This window comes from Microtetraspora sp. AC03309, assembly GCF_020826795.1.
Lineage (GTDB): Bacteria > Actinomycetota > Actinomycetes > Streptosporangiales > Streptosporangiaceae > Microtetraspora > Microtetraspora glauca.
This window is the reverse complement of sequence record NZ_JADDIL010000016.1, coordinates 25,284-41,428: the sequence shown is the minus strand read 5'-3', so window position 1 is coordinate 41,428 and position 16,145 is coordinate 25,284. Positions and strand designations below refer to the sequence as shown.

Here is a 16,145-nt window from a genome sequence, read left to right as displayed (position 1 = left end):
TTGACGAACCTGGACAGCGGTCCGGGAACGGCCCGGAGAACGATGGACAGAAGATCTGCTGACAGGGGAATGGGAGGCGATCCAGGGGGAACGGAAGGGTGCCCTGAGATTCGGAGAGGTCATGATCGACACTGCCGTCGACCACCCGATGGACGCCGTGGAATGGCCCATGATCTGCCGCGAGGAAGAGACGCGGCAGATCATCTCGGTGCTAAGGACTCGCTCGGGACCGGGGGTGCTCATCACCGGCGAACCGGGCGTGGGGAAGACCCGCCTCTTGGACCATATCCTTGACAGGTGCGCGGAAACGGGCACTTTGATCGTCCGGGGAGCCGCGACCGAGGCCACCAGGAACATCTCAGGGTTGGGGGTCGCCGGCCTTCACATCGTCGGCCGATCCTCCGCCGCTGCTTGCCACGGCCTCTCCCGCCTTTCGCGCGTTCTCGACGAGGCCCGCCGTGGCGCCTCCGACGGGTGCCCCACGACGGGGCGAATCCTGCTCTGCATCGACGACATCGAGCACATCGACGCGGCCTCGGCAGCCGTCGTGGGCGACCTCGTCAGGACCACGCGCGTCACGCTGCTTCTCACCGCGCGTGCCGGATCGTGCCTCGACCGGCGGCTCACCCGTATGTGCGGCCAGGGCCCACCGATGGTGCTGCGCCTGGCGAACCTGTCCCGCGCGGTGGTCCTCCGTCTGCTCACCCGCGTCCTGGGAGGGCCGGTCGACGGGCTCACCGCAGACGTGCTCTGGCGGATCAGCCGGGGCAACCCGTTGCTGCTGCGGCGTGTCGTCGGCATCGGCCTCGATACCGGCGACCTCTCTCCGGAGCGCGGCGTCTGGTCCTGGCGAGAAGCTCCTGGCAAGCCCTCCCGCCTGCACGGTCTGGTCGCCGCCGATCTCGCCACGCTCTCCGCGGCAGAGTCGGAGGCACTGGAGTACGTTGCCCTGACGGGCCTCCTCCCCCGGGTGACGGCCGAACACCTGGCCGGATCATCCACTATCAGCGAGTTGGTGGACCGCGCCGTCGTCGCCATCACCTCTCGTGCGGGAGCGGACGCGGTCGCCATGTCCCATGCGCTTCAGCGTGAGGCCCTGCTGGCCCGACTGGGCCTCCTGCGCCGCCGGCAGAGGTACCGGCAGCTGGCGGCCGCCGCCGCCGAGATCGGCGTTCCCGACCGCGACGACCCGGCAACCGTGCTGTGGCGGCTGGAAGCCGGCCTCGACGTACCTATGTCACACGCGGTCGTCGCCAGCCGGCTCGCCCTCGCCTCGGGCGACCCCGTGCTCGCCGAAAATCTTGCCCAGCACGTCCACGGCTCGCCCGGGTCAGCCCTCAGGGGGCAGGCCCTGATCGCACAGGGCCGGGCGGCGGAGGCCGAGCGCCTGCTGGCGGACCACGGCGGAGACGGTGGTGAGACGGTCGCGCTGCGCTCGCTGAACCTGTTCTGGGGACTCAACCGGCCCGCGGAGGCGCAGGAGGAGATGGCCCGCGCACTCCCATCTGACGCGGCCCGGTCCGCCGACCTCGATGTGGCCGAGCTCGGGCTGGCGCTGTTCACCAGGACAGCCCCGCTCACCGGTAGCGCTCAGGCCCGCGAAAGCGTGCCGTTCGCCGAGACGACTCAGCTCCCGGCCATGAACGAGGGCGCCCTGAACCCGCTGGTCGCCGATGCCGCCACGGTCTTAAGGGCCTACCAACTCACCTTCCGCGGCAGGCCGGCCCAGGCGGCCGAGGACTTCGACCGCGGGTCGCTGCAGCTGCCCGCCCGGTGGCCGGCCATGCGGGGGTCGGCCGCGGCCTGCCATGTCAACGCGCTCATACTCGCGGGAAGGCTGCGCCAGGCGCTCCCCCTCGTCGAGATCTACTACGAGGAGGCCGTACGGCGTGCGGAGCCCTCCGAAGTCGCGATCGCGGGGCAAATGCGAGGTCATTGCTGGATGTGGGAGGGGCGGCCCAGCAGAGCGCTCGCCCCTCTCCGCGAGGCGCGGGCCCTGGTCGACGAGCACACGCCGTTTCCGCTGCGGGTCTTCATCGGTTGCGAGTACGCCGTATGCCTGGCCGCCCTCGGCCGCCCACAGGAGGCGTTTGAGGAGCTCGACCAGATCCGTGCTCTCATCCCCGGCAGTCTCAGCCTGCACGAAAGGCTGGAGTTCAGCCGGATCCGGTTACTCGCCCACTCCGGCAGGCCGGCCCACGCCGCCGAGCTGGCTAACCGGCTCGCCGAGCTTTACCTACGCGAGTCGCGGCTCACAACCGGCGTCGAGTGCGCCTACTACCATGTCCGGCTCCGCCCCTCACACAGGGCGGCCGCCCGCCTTCGCGAGGCCGCAGACGCGTGCGACAGCTCGCTCTTCGCGCTCTTCGCTGCGCACGGTGATGCGCTGGTCGCGCGGGATGGCCCCGTGCTGCGCGAGCTCGCCGAGCGGTTCGCCGAACTCGGCTACGCGGGGTTGGCTCTCGAGGCCGCCCAAGCGATGCCGGGGGGCGGCCGCGCAGCGAGGCGCTACGTGAACGATCTCGCCGACCGCTGCGACGGCTACCGTCCCCCCTGGCTGCCGCCCATCTCCGCGCCGCTGCCGTCCTCCTCAGGGAATCTCCCGTCTCTGACCAGCCGGGAACGAGAGATGTGCGAGCTGGCGGCGGCGGGGCTCAGCAACTCCGCCATCGCCGCCAATCTCGGCATCTCGGTCCGTACTGTGACCAACCTTCTGGGCAGGGCTTATCACAAGCTTGGCGTCCACGACCGACGGCAGCTCGCCGACGCGCTTTCGCTGTCAACGTGAGCGGCACCCCAGAGAGGTCCACGACCCGGTGAGCAGCGCATGGAAGCAGTCGACCCCGAACTCAAGTGCGGACACCGCGACGCGCTCGTCGGCCCGGGAGCGATCTCCCCAGGCCCGTGGGGGTGAGCCGCGGGGCATGGGTCCGGTGGTGGCGCAACGCGGACTGTAAGGCCGTCCTTGCCCAGCCGGGCGTTTCTCCTTCAAGGCCGGTCTGGGCCTGCACCAGCGTGGAGCTCCGGGGCGCACGTCGGCTACCACCCGTACTGATGACGCTTCTCATCGTGGTCGAGCTCTCACTCATGCCTTATCAGCCCCAGAAGTTGAGCGCTTCTAAGCTCTGACGCATGGCAAAGTACTTCGACGTACATCCGGACAACCCGCAACCTCGGGCGCTCCGTCAGGTGACGGACATCATCCGCGCGGGCGGGCTGATCGTGTACCCGACCGACTCGTGCTTCGCGCTCGGCTGCCGAGTGGGCAACAAGGAGGGCATCGACCGGATCAGGGAGATCCGCCGTCTCGACAGCCACCACCACTTCACCCTGGTGTGCAAGGACTTCGCTCAGCTCGGCCAGTTCGTCCACATCAGCAACGCGCTGTTCCGCTCGATCAAGGCGGCGACCCCCGGCAGCTACACCTTCATCCTGCCTGCGACGAAGGAGGTGCCGCGCCGGTTGCTACACCCCAGAAAACAGACCGTCGGCGTCCGGATCCCCGATCACGTCGTCACGCAGGCGTTGCTGACCGAGCTCGGAGAACCGTTGCTGTCGAGCACCCTGCTCCTGCCCGAAGAGACCGAAGCCATGACACAAGGCTGGGAGATCAAGGAAAGGCTCGATCACGTGGTGGACGCCGTGGTCGACGCCGGTGAGTGCGGCGCCGTGCCGACGACGGTCATCGACTTCTCGCAGGACCAACCGGAGATCCTCCGCAGAGGAGCAGGAGACCCGTCCCGCTTCGAGTAGAACGGTCGCCGTCGTCTGAGGCGCCGACATCGCCTTGCTGTCGGGGATCCGCATGGCCGCGACGGCAGACCTTCGCCCCCACTCGAACCACGGCCTGCGGCCGGCCGGTAGTCAGCGATCTTCCTTTCCGATCTGCGGTGAGTGATAGTTCTGCGGGGCGGACCGCGCCCCGGCCCGCAGGGGGCGCTCACCGTGTGCTGTCTCCGCCGGGCCCCTGGGCGGGCCAGTGTCGAGGTTCCAGCCTCGGCGGGCACGGGATATGCGCGGGATGATCTTGCAGGCAATGTGGGCTATGCAGGATGGGGCGGCATGGTGGCCCCGCCGCTGTACCTGCTGACCGACTGGATGGGCGACGACGGCTGGCTGGCCTCGCTGCGGCTCGAACTGCGCCGGTTCAACTACCTGGGCGACCTCTCCCGGGTGGAGGGAACGATGACGGGCAAGCCCCGCGAGGGCGAGGTGACGATCCGCCTGTCGATCGTCAACCAGGACGATGTGGAGACGACGTCCGGCGAACCCCTGGCTACGGCGCTTGCGCGTCCAGCTCCGCCGCACCAGATCGGCCTGCCAGTGCAGCAGCGTGCCCGGCGTCACGAACAACTGCCGACGACCGGCTGGAGACAGCAGGCGCGCCAGCGCGCTGATCACCGCTCGGTCCGCCCACGACGGCCGAGGCCTTGCCACCTGCGACGCAACACCGCGAACTGATGACGCAAGACCAGAATCTCCGCGTCCTTCGACCGCTGCGAACGACCCAGCAGCACCATCCGACCCGCGAGCCGGACGAAGATCAGATAAACCAGCCGCAGCGCCATGAACAGCGATCATGCCTGCCAGAACTGAAATCCCAAACCCAGGTCAGCACCAACGGCCGAGTTTCGGGCACCCACACGGTTCAAACGATGTTCTCGGCGACAACCACCGCGATCTTGGCCGCGGTGTCCTCACTGACGCCACCTGAGGTCACGACGAGGGCCGAGACGTCCCCCTTGCTCGCGACACAGATCGCTGCCGCATCCGTGTCATGGACGCACTGGGCGCCGTTGACGTTCTTCGGCTCCGCCCCACCACCGGCGCTGGAGAGCATCGTCGACCAGGTCATGTCGAAAGCCTCGCCCTTGCCCGCGAGTGCCATGGCGAACCCACTGCCCTCGTCCGCGACATAGCAGTACGAACCGATGCTGCCGGCCTCGGAAACGTCATTCATCGTGCCACCTCCGAGGCTGCACGCAAGCCCGGCCACTCCACCCTTGCTGAGGGTGAGACCGTCGATCGTCTGCGGCAGCTTGTCGGATCCAGGCGAGCCCTGACCTGCGACATCGTTGACCTTGTTCGCCAGGAACAGGCCACCGGCGACCACGCCCGCGATACCCAGGACCGCGATGACCACAACCACCACAAGCGAGATAAGGCAGCCTTTGGGCAGGCCGCTTTTCGGACTCGCCGCCGGTGGCGGCCCCCAGGCATGCTGGACGGGCCCCGGTTGGCCCGGCTGCTGACCCCAGACGTGCTGGGCAGGTCCGGGCTGACCCGGTGGCGGCCCCCAGACCTGCTCGCCAGGTCCCGGCTGACCCGGCTGCTGACCCCAGACGGGAGACGGGCCGCTGTCCGCACCGTCCGACCGACCCGTCGGCTGCTCGCTCATCCGTCTCTCCGCCCTTCGCGTAAGGAAAGGCCGCCCCCTCGGCAAGGCCGAGTATGGCAAGGCGCACACACGGCGAGCAATGCCGCCGATACCCCATGGCCCGGCGTCCCGGATGTGGGCCCCCCGGGCATTACGAGATCGCGAACCATGACGACAATGGCATGTCTCCTCAGTCGAGTCGCGGTGAGGCCAGGGCGGTAAACACCCGCTGCCGCAGCAGCTCGTACTGCTCGCGGCACCGGCGGGGCCCATCCGGTGGCCGCTGCTGTACGCGACCACCGACAACGACCTCGCCGGGTTGAAATTGATCGGAGGTGAAGTCCACCTCGGTGCCGTCAGGCAGCCGATTCCAGTAATGGTTCCAGACCTTGGCTCCACCGACATGGACCTCGCCATGGATCAGGTCATCCCCGAGTAAGTCCTGCACGACCAGTGCCGTCGTCCCACACTGGCCCCTTGCCGGGTTGTCAGACCGCCACTGTTCGCGGCTTACTGGATCGCAGGTGTCAGGCCCCCAAGCGGCCCACATCAACGGCCGCAACAGGTCTACGTTCAGCATTCTGGGAGTGTCACAGAAAGGGGCGACAATCGGCGGATTGACCGAGATGTGCGGTGCACGCGCACGCCGAGGTCGTGCTCACGGACGTCGCTGACTGCCAACCGCCAGCGAGCGAAGCGACTGGCCTCGGTGTTGCTCTGCCAGCGAGTACCAGAAACACGTCCTTCAGGCTCGAGAAGCGAGGATGAAAACGGCTCAGTTAAGGTGTCGAACAGTGGCACGGTGACATGTGGTTTCCTGCCTGTGCCCGCCTGGCTGCGCGCTTTGTCATCCGATGCAGCGGTTGATCTCCGGGCCATGCCGTCCTCCGCGCCTCGGGAACGTACGGCATCCCGAGGCCCTCCCCCGGTCGTCGATTACGTCGCTTGGCCAGGGCTTTGGCCAGTGGCTCCAGCGGAACGTGCGTGAGTCGCGACCGACCTCGTTTCGTCTCTCAGGGAAGCCCGGGAGAACCCGAGGACGGCCACGCGAGGAGCCGCGCGGGGGAGGGCACAAAGGGGAGCGCAAAGGCGGGTCCCGGCTATGTCCGCACGCGGCGTGGGGTGCTTGCGCCACCAGCGCGTTCACCAAATGCTCGAGATGTCGAGCGCCACGAGACCGCCGGAGCATGTGCGAAGCCCTATGACCTCCACCGACGAACAGCAGGCGGCCTCGGGCCGGAAGGCTGGGTGAGTTCGGTGCTCACGGTGGTCCTGGCCGTGTGCGCGGCGGCCTGCAACGCCCTCTCCTCCGTACTGCAGCGCCGGGCGGCACGGACCGCCCCACAGAGCGAGGCGTTCAAGCTGTCGTTGCTGTGGGACATGATGCGCAGACCGGTCTGGCTGGGCGGCATCGGCGCCATGATCAGCGGTTTCCTCTTCCAGGCGAGCGCGCTGAACTTCGGCATGCTCTCCCTGGTACAGCCGCTCCTCATCATGGAGCTGCCGTTCACCATGCTCATCATCTGGCTGATGTTCGGGATCAAGCTGGACCGTCAGCTGTGGATGGCCATCATCTCCGTGACCCTCGGGCTGGCGCTCCTGCTCGCCTCCGCCAGCCCGGGAGGAGGACACCGGGCCCCGACCGCCCAGGACTGGGTGATCACCGCGATCGTCTGCGCGGGCATCGCTGCGTTCCTGATCGGGATGGCCAAGATCAGGCGCGGCTCGCACCGTGCGGCGCTGCTCGGCATCACCTCCGGTCTGGGGTTCGCCGTCACCGCCGCGCTGATGAAGGAGAGCACCCGCCTCTTCGACACAGAAAAGGCCGCTGTGCTGGCCACCTGGCCGGTCTACGCCATGGTCGCCGCGGGCATATTCAGCGTCTTCGTGCTGCAGACCGCCCTGCAGAGCGGCAACCTCGTCGTCGTTCAGCCGACGCTCAACGTCACTGACCCCGTGACGAGCATCGGCCTCGGTGTCGCGCTCTTCGGCGAGAGCATCCGCCTGGGCGCCTGGATCGTGCTCGAACTGCTCGGCGTGGTCCTGATCTTCTATGGCAGCGTCAAGCTCGCCCAGTCCCCGCACATCCGCGGACAAGACCTCATGGCCCCGCAGGAAGAGTGAGGAACGACTCGGTGGGCGCAGCGTCTGACAGTGTCCGCCCGCTGACGGCCCGCCGATCGCGTTCTCCGTCCACGGCGAGCCGGTCGACAGCGGTCAGCGGTCCGGCCATAACGTTTGCCCCACCGAGCGCACGACAAGGTGCCGAGCGCGAGCTCGAACGGAGGAGCCGTCATGGAGCTTGCGACCACGGTTGAGACGGTGGGCGAGGCGGTGGACGTCGCTGGAGTGGCCGTCATCGTGTGCGGTGCCTTGATCGCCACGGGTGTGTTCATACGTCGACTACTCCACCGCCGCAAGGAGTTCTCGGACGCGTACCGGCTGTACCGCCAGAGCCTGGGTCGGGCCATCCTGCTCGGGCTGGAGTTTCTGGTCGCCGGTGACATCATCCGTACGGTCGCGGTCTCGCCGACGTTCGCCGGCGTAGGCGTGCTCGCGGTGATCGTGCTGGTGCGGACGTTCCTTAGCTTCTCCCTCGAGGTCGAGCTGGAGGGCCAGTGGCCATGGCGGCGACCCGCGCGTACACACCCACCGCGAACGGCAGGCTGACGGGGGGCTCGTTCGTCGACCGGGAGCAGGAGTTTCGGAGATCGTCCGAAACTCCTTTTCTGATCTTCGGGAGCGAGACAGGGGGCCGACACGTTACGGCGAACTCGGCCCGCTTCTTAGGGATCCTGACCATGGCCTGCGCCCCCTTGGTCAGCGCCGGCCTGATCTCGTGGCGGTAGACCGTCTCCGTCACGTGCGTGCTGACGTGCCCGACAAGATCGCTGATATCCTCCACGGGAACATCGTGAGCGCTCAGGATGGACACGAAGCTGTGACGGAGTCCCCGAGGACTCCAGTCCTCGCCGAGCCCCACCGCTTTGGTGATCTGCTGGAACTCTCGCCGTACGTGCCACCTGTCGAGCGGCTTCAGGACGCGTCTGTGACGGCTCCGGCGATCACAGCCGACCGTCCTTCCTATCCGTCCAGGGACCCTCTCTCGGGTCGACGTCAGCGGGTACTTCCGACCGAGCACACCAGGGCCAGCCAAATCGATCATTGACTGCGATTTGACAAGAATTTACATTCTGCTGACAGATCGGGGGACCCGCGCGCTCGAAAAGGGAGACCGTCCTGATGGTGCGTCGAGCCCTGATTCCCGCCCTCGCAGCCTTACTTTTCCTGATCTGGGGTACTCCACCGGCCGCCTTCGCGGTGGACGGAACCCGGACGCCGGCCTCGCCCTCCTACACGGTCAGCCTGACCAGCGACACGTCGGGCAGTACATGGACCGGACACGAAGGCATCACCTTCACCAACCCGTCCGCGGATCCCCTGACGGAGGTCTACCTCCGGTTGTGGGACAACTACCACGGCACGTGCCCGTCCACACCGATAACCGTGACCAACGTGACCGGGGGCACGCCGTCCCCGCTGTCGGTCTCCTGCACCGCGCTGAAGATCACACTGCCCGCCCCGCTCGCCCAGAACGACAGCGCCTCGATCGGCTTCGACCTGAGCATCGTGGTGCCCAGTGGCGCGGACCGGTTCGGCCGCGACGGGTCCTACAACTTCATCGGCAACGCGCTGCCCGTTCTGGCGGTCCGCGACGCGAGCGGCTGGCACCTCGATCCGTACAGCAACAACGGCGAGTCCTTCTACGCGCTCACCAGTGACTACTCCGTCACGCTCGACCACCCGACCTCGCTGCTGGTGCCTGCCACAGGCACCTCAGTCGACACGCCGGGGACGTCCGGTCGTACGGTCACCACGGCCACCGCCGCCAACGTGCGGGAGTTCGCCTGGGCGGCCGGGCCGTTCGTGAAGACCACAAGCACCACGACCACCGGCGTCACGGTGAACGTCTACCGGGTGAGCTCGATCAGTTCGGGCAGCGCCTCCTCGATGATGACCACCGCCAAGAACGCGCTGGTCGCCCACGCCGGGCGGTTCGGGGCCTACCCGTACGGCGAGGCGGACGTTGTGCTGGACAACAACTTCTGGTTCGGCGGCATGGAGTATCCCGGCTTCGTGCTCGACGTGGTCAGCTCCACAGCCCTCGCCCACGAACTGGCCCACCAGTGGTGGTACGGCATCGTCGGTGACGACGAGTACACCAGCCCGTGGCTGGACGAGTCGTTCACCGACTACGCCACCGATCTCTACAACGGCATCTCGGGCACCAACTGCTGGAACAACGTCACCTGGCAGTCGTCGGCCGAGAAGATCAGCAACTCGATGGCCTACTGGGACGCCCACTCGAGCCGGTACGGAACCGTGGTCTACACCTACGGCAAGTGCGCGCTGCACGACCTGCGGCGCGTGATCGGCACCACGGCGATGGAGAACCTGCTGAGGAACTACGCCAGCGCCCACTGGTACGGGATCTCGACCACCGCCGAGTTCAAGGCCGCCGCCCAGGCCGCCACCTCGGTCGACCTGTCATCGTTCTGGACCACCCACCGCATCGACGGCTGAGCGAACCCGCACGCTCACGAGTCCGGGCCTCGACCGGGGCCCGGACTTTCCGCCGGGGAACACGAGCTGTCCCAGGCGCTCGGAACGTCCGGCAGCACCGGGTCGGTCGGCTCATAGCTCGGCCGGGGCGGTGACGAGCACGAACTCCGCGTCAGGGTCGATGTGCCGCCGGATCAGCCACGCGCACGCGGCCCTGTCGATGTGAACCCCTCGTCTCCTTGTCTACGGCGCCCGGGGTGATGAGGGCGTCGACCGCGAGATGGGCGGTGCGACGCTGGGGCGGGGGAAAGTAGTCGCGGCGGCCGATGCGGCGCAGCTCGGCCCGTAGCCGTCGGGCGGTCGAGTGCCGGATGGCCTCGTCCTGGCCGGACGCGAGCGCGGCCTGCTCGGTGACGGCGGCGTACTCGGCGGCTCTGGCGGCGGCCATCGACGCCGCCACCCGCTGTTCCTGTGCCAACGTGGACGGGTGGGCCAGCCAGATCCCGGCGGTCCCGCCGGCCTCGATCACCTCGTCGGCGATCCACTCCAGTTGCTCGCGGGTGCGCGCGTCGGCCGGCAGCGCGACCAGCCCGTCGGACAGCTGTGCCACGCCCAGACGCTTGAGCTTGCGCCAGACGCCGATGCGCGGCGTGGACGGCTCGCGGGGCAGCCGGTAGGACAGCAGCACCCATTCACCCGTCCCGCCTTGCCGCATGTTCACGGCCCATCACCTCTGCCGGGGCCTGCCGTACGGCGGGCGCCGCGTAGCCGGTGGCGCCGATCAGCGCGGATGCGATGTCATGCACGCCGTATCGGAGCGGTTCCTGTACCTGATCTCGTGCGGGAGGGCCGGTGATGAGCGTCTCCGGCGAACGCCCTGGTTGACAGGTCGAAAGTCAGCCCATCCCGCTGGTCGTGTGGCCGCGTCCCCCTTTCGGTTTCATCTGTCCCGATTCGCCCGCATGACCGCGTGCACCTTCTGGGCGAGCGGATCGCGTCGGGCGCCGAGGCGGGCGCCCAAGCGTCGCCACTCAGCTTCATCGGCGCCCCTTCGTGCTGCTTTGTGTTCGCGTCTTCTCAGGAGGCGGGTTTGACGTTGCCGACCGCTACCGCCCGATGCAGCGTGCGGGCGAGCTTGACGGCATCGTCGACCGCCCAGAAGTGCATGTAGAACATGCGGGGCTGATCGTCGAGGGTGTGGTTGTGCAGCTCGACGATGTCGATGCCGCCCCGCCGGAGAGCGCGGATGACGTTTTGGACCTCTGGGGCGGTCATGACGAAGTCGCCGTTGATGGCGGCCTTGCCGCCGCCGGTCGGCTGGAAGTTCAGCCCGGTGGACACGCCCATCCCCGCTGGGGTGACCCGGTTGCCGGAGGAGACGTCCTCGCGGCGGGCGAAGGTGAACTTGTAGACGCCGCCGTCGTTCGTGCCTTTGGTCCCCAGGGCGGCGTCGATCCCGGCGGTGTCCAGGTCGATCGGCGTTGGCGAGGACGGCGTGGACGCCGGTGGAGTGGCTGTTTGGTCCAGAGCGGCGCGGATGCCGCGGGCGATCGTCGCGGGGTCTCCCATGGCGTGGATGTGGGTCCACCAGACTGGCGGTTCGTGGGCCGGCAGGTGTTTGTGCAGTGCGGTCTGGGAGATCCCGGCCGCTTGTAGGGCGTCGGTCACCTTGCCCACTTCGTCTTCGGTGACCACGAGATCGCCCATCATCATCGCCTGGCCGTCTCCGTAGCGGGCGAAGGCCGCGTACGAGCCCAGCGCGAACCCCGGCTTGATGGGAACTCCTTGGGATGTGACCTTCAGGTCCGAGCGAGGGAATCCCACCCGATACACGGTGTGATCGGTTGACAGCTTGCCGGATCTTCCCAGCGTCTGCGCGGTCGCCTTCCAGTCGGCCTCACTGGTGGCCACCGGCCGCAGGAGGCGGTCCTGATGTGGTCCGTCCCCGTCAGCCGCGTACGCGGTCGCCATGCCCGAGCCGCCCGATGCCGTCACCAGCGTGGCTATCACCGCAAGCCCTGTTGTGCTGATCCGGCCGATGTGCGGGAACGAAACAGTGTGCATCGCGTGCTCCCCTCAGCACCCGACGAAACACCTATGCAACCACGGTTACATCGACCCGCCCCGGATGGAAGGCATCCCCGTCTTCCATGCCGATTGCTGGCGATTCCACGACCTACCCAGGGCCGGAGAACTCGTAGTCGCCGTCTTGGGAGTGGCCAGCGGGGGAACGGGTCAGGGAGCGGAGCCTCCTGCCACGTGACTCATGACGTGCACGTCATCCAGGCGCTCTGAACACCGATAAGCACGGGCATCGCTTGGCCGTGCCTCGCCCGCATATGGTGCGCACCCAAAGGACCTCGTCATGATTGTTTCTTCCCGCTGCTTGTCGCGTCGGCGTGCTGCCGTCGTGGCCGTAGTTCCTGTCGCGCTCGCGCTCGTCGCCGCCGCCTGCGGCCCCGACCCCGGCTCCGGGCACCATGCGTCGGTGCTCAGCATGGACCACAGCTCGGTGCCCGCCACGTCGTCACCAATGCCTGGCATGCCCGGTATGGGCGCTATGGACGGTTTATCCTCCGAGCAGGCCGGCTACACGATGTTCTCCAGCGCCGCCACACTGCCCTCCGGCAAGGCGACCGATTACCGGTTCACCATTACCGGCCCGAACGGCAAACCTGTCACCGCTTTCGCCGTCACGCAGACCAAGCGGCTGCACTTCTACGCCATCCGCTCGGACCTGACCGGCTTCCAGCACATCCACCCGACGATGGCCTCCGATGGCGTCTGGACCGCCTCGCTGGCCGCGCTTCAGCCTGGGACATGGCGACTGTTCACCCAGTTCACGCCGGACACCGGCTCGGGCAAGGGCCAAGACTTCGTGCTCAGCCGCACCGTCACTGTCCCCGGACCGGTCACCCCCGTCGCCCTGCCCGAAGCCTCAACCTCTACGACGGTCGACGGCTATGTCATGAACGTGAGCGGCGAGCTGAAGGCGGGTACGGGCAGCGCGCTGACCGTGACCTTCGCCAAGGCCGGCAAGCCTGTCACCGACCTGCAGCCCTACCTCGACACCTACGCCCATCTGACCGCTTTCCACCAGGGTGATCAGGCGTTTGCGCACCTCCATCCGGAGACCAAGGTCCACGGCGATCGCGGTGGGCCGACACTGTTGTTCCATGCCAACTTGCCGAGGTCGGGCGACTGGCGCCTGTTCCTGCAGTTCCAGACCGAGGGCAGGCTCCACACGGCCGCTATAACCGTGCACGTCACCTGACAGCCAACGCACCGCTGTCGCGCTTGCGAGGGGACGAAGGGGCAGCACACTATCGATCGAGGAAAACCATGCCTCCCACGCTTCGTGTGCGGCCCCTTTCGCGGAATACAGCAACACCGCCTCACGCGATCACACGCCATCAGCCCGGACCTTCCACATGGCCAGGGCGAAGAGCCCCCTGCGTCATGACCGGCCCCCGTTTGCAAGCAAGTACTCACGCCGTGGGAACTGACGGGGCAACGGTGACGGCAACGTCGGCTATCAGGAGCACACGCTGGGCACGTTCAGGCACTCTCTGACTCGTGTCGAAGGAGCCAGACAGGGTGATTGGTCCGCCTGAAAAGTGGAAGGTCGGCAGATCGACCCTGCCCCTGACCGCAGCACGTGAACAGCCCAAACGCCCCGAGCGATGATCGCTCGCTCGGGGCGTTCTTGTTTGGCTTTGACGCGGCTTGAGAGTGATCGGTACTCGCGACTCCCAGTGAGCTACACCCGGTGTCGTGTCGGTGGCCGGCCCAGCAGATCGACGCCGAGTTGGCCGAGCCCGGCGACCGGGAGACGCAGGTCTCATTCCGTCCATGTCACAGGGAGGCGGGCTACCCCGTCTCAGGGGGTGTAGCAACGGACGACCACAGAGGAGCACACCATGGACGCGCGACTGAACTATTTCGCCGACCCGACCGCCGGCAAGGTCCTCAAGTACTTCATGGCGGCGGGCAAGGCGCTCAAGGACTCGCCGCTGCCGACCGCCACGCAGGAGCTGGTGGCGCTTCGCGTGAGCCAGATCAACGGCTGCGCCGTCTGCATCGACATGCACACCAAAGAGGCCGCCGCTGCCGGCGAGACCTCGGTGCGGCTGAACCTGGTCGCGGCGTGGCGGGAGGCCACGGTCTTCACCGAGGCCGAGCGTGCCGCGCTGGAACTGGCGGAGGAGGGGACCCGGGTCGCGGACGCGGCCGGCGGGGTCAGCGACGAGGTGTGGGCCCACGCCGCCAAGCACTATGACGAGCAGCAGCTCACCGCTCTGGTGATCCTTGTCTCCTTCATGAACACGGCGAACCGGCTGAATATCATCACCCGGCAGCCGGCCGGCACCTACGAGCCCGGACAGTTCCACCAGTGAACGGCATCAGCAACTGGCTCGGGGTCCGGCTGCGGGCTCCGGGCCCCGGGCTCGGGGGCGTTACTCTGGCCTGCCGGTGGTCTGGATGATCATCAGAAGATGCTTGCGCCAGCGAGTACGGCCGGGTGGGAGGGTTTCAAGGGGAGGGGATCGGGCGTGAGCAAGGTCGAGGAGTTCGAGGAGCTGCGGCCGCTGCTGTTTTCGATCGCCTATCGGATTCTGGGCAGTGTGGGTGAGGCCGAGGACGCGGTGCAGGAGACATGGCTGCGCTTTGACGGCTCGGCGACCCGGCCCGCGTCGACCAAGGCTCTTCTGTCGGCCGCGGTGACGCGGATCTCGATCGATGTGCTGCGCTCGGCCCGCGTCCGTCGGGAGGCGTACGTCGGGCCGTGGTTCCCCGAGCCGCTGCTCGCCGACCCTTACCAGGACCCGGAGCGGTCGGCGGAGCTGGCCGACTCGGTGTCGATGGCGGCCTTGGTGCTGCTGGAGCGGCTCAGCCCGCTCGAGCGGGCGGTCTTCGTGCTGCGGGAGGTGTTCGGCTTCGGGTTCGACGATGTCGCTGCGGCGGTGGGGCGGTCGGAGGCGGCGTGCCGGCAGTTGCTGGTGCGGGCGCGGCGGCATATGGAGGCCGGGCGGCCGCGCTTCGAAGCCGTTCGCAAAGAGCGCGAGGAACTGGCGTCGAGGTTCTTCGACGCCCTCCGCGAAGGCGACGTCGCCGGCCTGCGAGAACTGCTCGCCGCCGACGTGTCGATGGTCGGCGACGGCGGCGGCAAGGCCCCGCAGTTGGCCAGGGCCGTCATCGGCGCCGAGAACGTGGCCCGGCTGCTTGCTTCCGTCTTCCCGTGGATGGCCCGGATCGACGTGACGTTCGAGCCGCATGAGGTCAACGGCCAGCCGGGCGCGATCTTCCTCGACCGGGACGGCAAGGTGCTCCACATCCTGGCGCTCGATGTACTCGACGGGCAGATCCAGACGATCCGCTCAGTGATCAACCCCGACAAGCTCGGGCACGTGGGCCCGGTAGCGGACGCCTGGGCGATCGACCGCGCGATGAGACAGGCACGCCGGCCCACGGATCAGGCGGAAGCGCGGACGTAGGAACCGGAGGTCAGCTCGTCGAGCAGGTTCGGCGACGTGGGATTCCAGCCGAACAGCCGCCGCGCCTTGGCGGAGTCCAGCGGCGATGAACGGGTGAGCATGGCGGCGGCCGGTCCCATCGTCTCGGCCGCCTGCTCGGGGGTGACGGACACGGCGCGGGCTCCGGCCGTCGCGGCGACGGCCTCGACGATCCCGCGCATGGGGGTCCGCTCGACCCCGGCGGCGTTCACGACCGTCCCAGGCGAACGCCGCGCCAGCACGGCCGCGTACAGCGCGGCGAGGTCGTCGACGTGGACCGACGACCACTCGTTGGTCCCCTCGCCGATGTAGGCGACCATGCCCTGCTGCCGGGCGGAGGCCAGCATGCCCTGCAACAGCCCCGACCCGGCCCGGCCGTAGACGAGCCCCGCGCGGATCACCGTGCCCGCGACGTGGCCGGCGTCCAGGACCTGCCGTTCACCGTGGATCTTGAAGGGCTGCGGACTCTGCGGGTCGACCGGGTGCTCCTCGTCCACCGTGGCGCCTTGGGTGTCCGGGTAGACGAGGCCGGTGCTGGTGTAGAGGAACGCGGCCCCTTCGTTCAGCCCGTCCAGCATCGACAGGGCGACCACCTCGTGGCCGGCCCGGACGAGATGCTCGGTGACGACGCCGCCGACATAGCCGCTCGCGCCGGTGATGAAGATACGCATGCTTCGCGCTGCCTTTCCGCA

At 68.0% G+C, this 16,145-nt stretch carries 16 protein-coding genes; 9 read left to right on the top strand and 7 right to left on the bottom strand.

Translation table 11 applies throughout. The features are described 5' to 3' along the window. Positions 1 to 121 precede the first annotated feature (121 nt). The 3 genes from IMZ11_RS11660 to IMZ11_RS11650 all read left to right on the top strand — a co-directional run bounded on the left by IMZ11_RS11660 (position 122) and on the right by IMZ11_RS11650 (position 4,461). Positions 122 to 2,788 (top strand): helix-turn-helix transcriptional regulator, encoded by a 2,667-nt coding sequence (locus IMZ11_RS11660; RefSeq protein WP_228640597.1) that lies wholly within the window; start codon positions 122 to 124, stop codon positions 2,786 to 2,788. 344 nt (positions 2,789 to 3,132) lie between these two features. Beyond that, positions 3,133 to 3,753 (top strand): L-threonylcarbamoyladenylate synthase, encoded by a 621-nt coding sequence (locus IMZ11_RS11655; RefSeq protein WP_061261631.1) that lies wholly within the window; start codon positions 3,133 to 3,135, stop codon positions 3,751 to 3,753. Between the two features lie 309 nt (positions 3,754 to 4,062). Next, positions 4,063 to 4,461: a hypothetical protein gene (locus IMZ11_RS11650; protein WP_228640595.1), complete on the top strand. Its 399-nt coding sequence runs from the start codon at positions 4,063 to 4,065 to the stop codon at positions 4,459 to 4,461. 187 nt (positions 4,462 to 4,648) lie between these two features. Here IMZ11_RS11650 and IMZ11_RS11645 read toward each other — a convergent pair whose 3' ends face one another. Together IMZ11_RS11645 and IMZ11_RS11640 are read right to left on the bottom strand one after the other, a co-directional pair. Beyond that, positions 4,649 to 5,149, bottom strand: a complete 501-nt coding sequence (locus IMZ11_RS11645; RefSeq protein ID WP_228640593.1) for a hypothetical protein — start codon at positions 5,147 to 5,149, stop codon at positions 4,649 to 4,651. A gap of 418 nt (positions 5,150 to 5,567) precedes the next feature. Continuing rightward, positions 5,568 to 5,957, bottom strand: coding sequence for a hypothetical protein (locus tag IMZ11_RS11640; protein WP_228640591.1), 390 nt, complete (start codon positions 5,955 to 5,957; stop codon positions 5,568 to 5,570). Between the two features lie 668 nt (positions 5,958 to 6,625). Between IMZ11_RS11640 and IMZ11_RS11635 the strand changes: the two genes are divergently transcribed. Together IMZ11_RS11635 and IMZ11_RS11630 are read left to right on the top strand one after the other, a co-directional pair. Continuing rightward, complete coding sequence (locus IMZ11_RS11635; protein WP_228640589.1) at positions 6,626 to 7,501, top strand: DMT family transporter; 876 nt, start codon at positions 6,626 to 6,628, stop codon at positions 7,499 to 7,501. Between the two features lie 171 nt (positions 7,502 to 7,672). Next, entirely contained in the window at positions 7,673 to 8,047 is a 375-nt protein-coding gene (locus IMZ11_RS11630; protein ID WP_228640587.1) for a DUF1622 domain-containing protein, read from the top strand. Here the strand turns inward: IMZ11_RS11630 and IMZ11_RS11625 are convergent. Continuing rightward, positions 7,962 to 8,543, bottom strand: a complete 582-nt coding sequence (locus IMZ11_RS11625) for a tyrosine-type recombinase/integrase (protein ID WP_228640585.1) — start codon at positions 8,541 to 8,543, stop codon at positions 7,962 to 7,964. The two genes, IMZ11_RS11630 and IMZ11_RS11625, sit on opposite strands and share 86 nt — an antisense overlap. 77 nt (positions 8,544 to 8,620) lie before the next feature. Between IMZ11_RS11625 and IMZ11_RS11620 the strand changes: the two genes are divergently transcribed. Further along, positions 8,621 to 9,961: a M1 family metallopeptidase gene (locus IMZ11_RS11620; protein ID WP_228640583.1), complete on the top strand. Its 1,341-nt coding sequence runs from the start codon at positions 8,621 to 8,623 to the stop codon at positions 9,959 to 9,961. 111 nt (positions 9,962 to 10,072) lie between these two features. Here IMZ11_RS11620 and IMZ11_RS46680 read toward each other — a convergent pair whose 3' ends face one another. The 3 genes from IMZ11_RS46680 to IMZ11_RS11610 form a co-directional block, all read right to left on the bottom strand. Then, positions 10,073 to 10,135: a hypothetical protein gene (locus IMZ11_RS46680; RefSeq protein ID WP_374462262.1), complete on the bottom strand. Its 63-nt coding sequence runs from the start codon at positions 10,133 to 10,135 to the stop codon at positions 10,073 to 10,075. After that, positions 10,113 to 10,655 carry a Chromate resistance protein ChrB gene (locus IMZ11_RS11615; protein WP_308066782.1) on the bottom strand — a complete coding sequence of 181 codons (543 nt, stop codon included), beginning with the start codon at positions 10,653 to 10,655 and terminating at the stop codon, positions 10,113 to 10,115. The genes IMZ11_RS46680 and IMZ11_RS11615 overlap by 23 nt, the downstream gene beginning before the upstream one ends. 362 nt (positions 10,656 to 11,017) lie before the next feature. Then, positions 11,018 to 12,004, bottom strand: coding sequence for a DUF1259 domain-containing protein (locus IMZ11_RS11610; RefSeq protein ID WP_228640579.1), 987 nt, complete (start codon positions 12,002 to 12,004; stop codon positions 11,018 to 11,020). Positions 12,005 to 12,305: 301 nt separating this feature from the next. Between IMZ11_RS11610 and IMZ11_RS11605 the strand changes: the two genes are divergently transcribed. From IMZ11_RS11605 to IMZ11_RS11595, 3 genes are all read left to right on the top strand, one after another. Further along, the gene (locus IMZ11_RS11605) at positions 12,306 to 13,214 is read left to right on the top strand and encodes a hypothetical protein (protein ID WP_228640577.1); all 909 of its coding nucleotides are present in this window, start codon (positions 12,306 to 12,308) and stop codon (positions 13,212 to 13,214) included. Positions 13,215 to 13,860: 646 nt separating this feature from the next. Further along, a complete protein-coding gene (locus IMZ11_RS11600) occupies positions 13,861 to 14,337 on the top strand; it encodes a carboxymuconolactone decarboxylase family protein (protein WP_228640575.1) in 477 nt (158 codons plus the stop codon). 156 nt (positions 14,338 to 14,493) lie between these two features. Next, on the top strand, positions 14,494 to 15,435 hold the full coding sequence (locus tag IMZ11_RS11595; protein ID WP_228640573.1) for an RNA polymerase sigma-70 factor: 942 nt from the start codon (positions 14,494 to 14,496) through the stop codon (positions 15,433 to 15,435). Here IMZ11_RS11595 and IMZ11_RS11590 read toward each other — a convergent pair. Further along, entirely contained in the window at positions 15,414 to 16,124 is a 711-nt protein-coding gene (locus IMZ11_RS11590) for an NAD-dependent epimerase/dehydratase family protein (RefSeq protein ID WP_228640571.1), read from the bottom strand. The two genes, IMZ11_RS11595 and IMZ11_RS11590, sit on opposite strands and share 22 nt — an antisense overlap. Between the last annotated feature and the right edge of the window lie 21 nt (positions 16,125 to 16,145).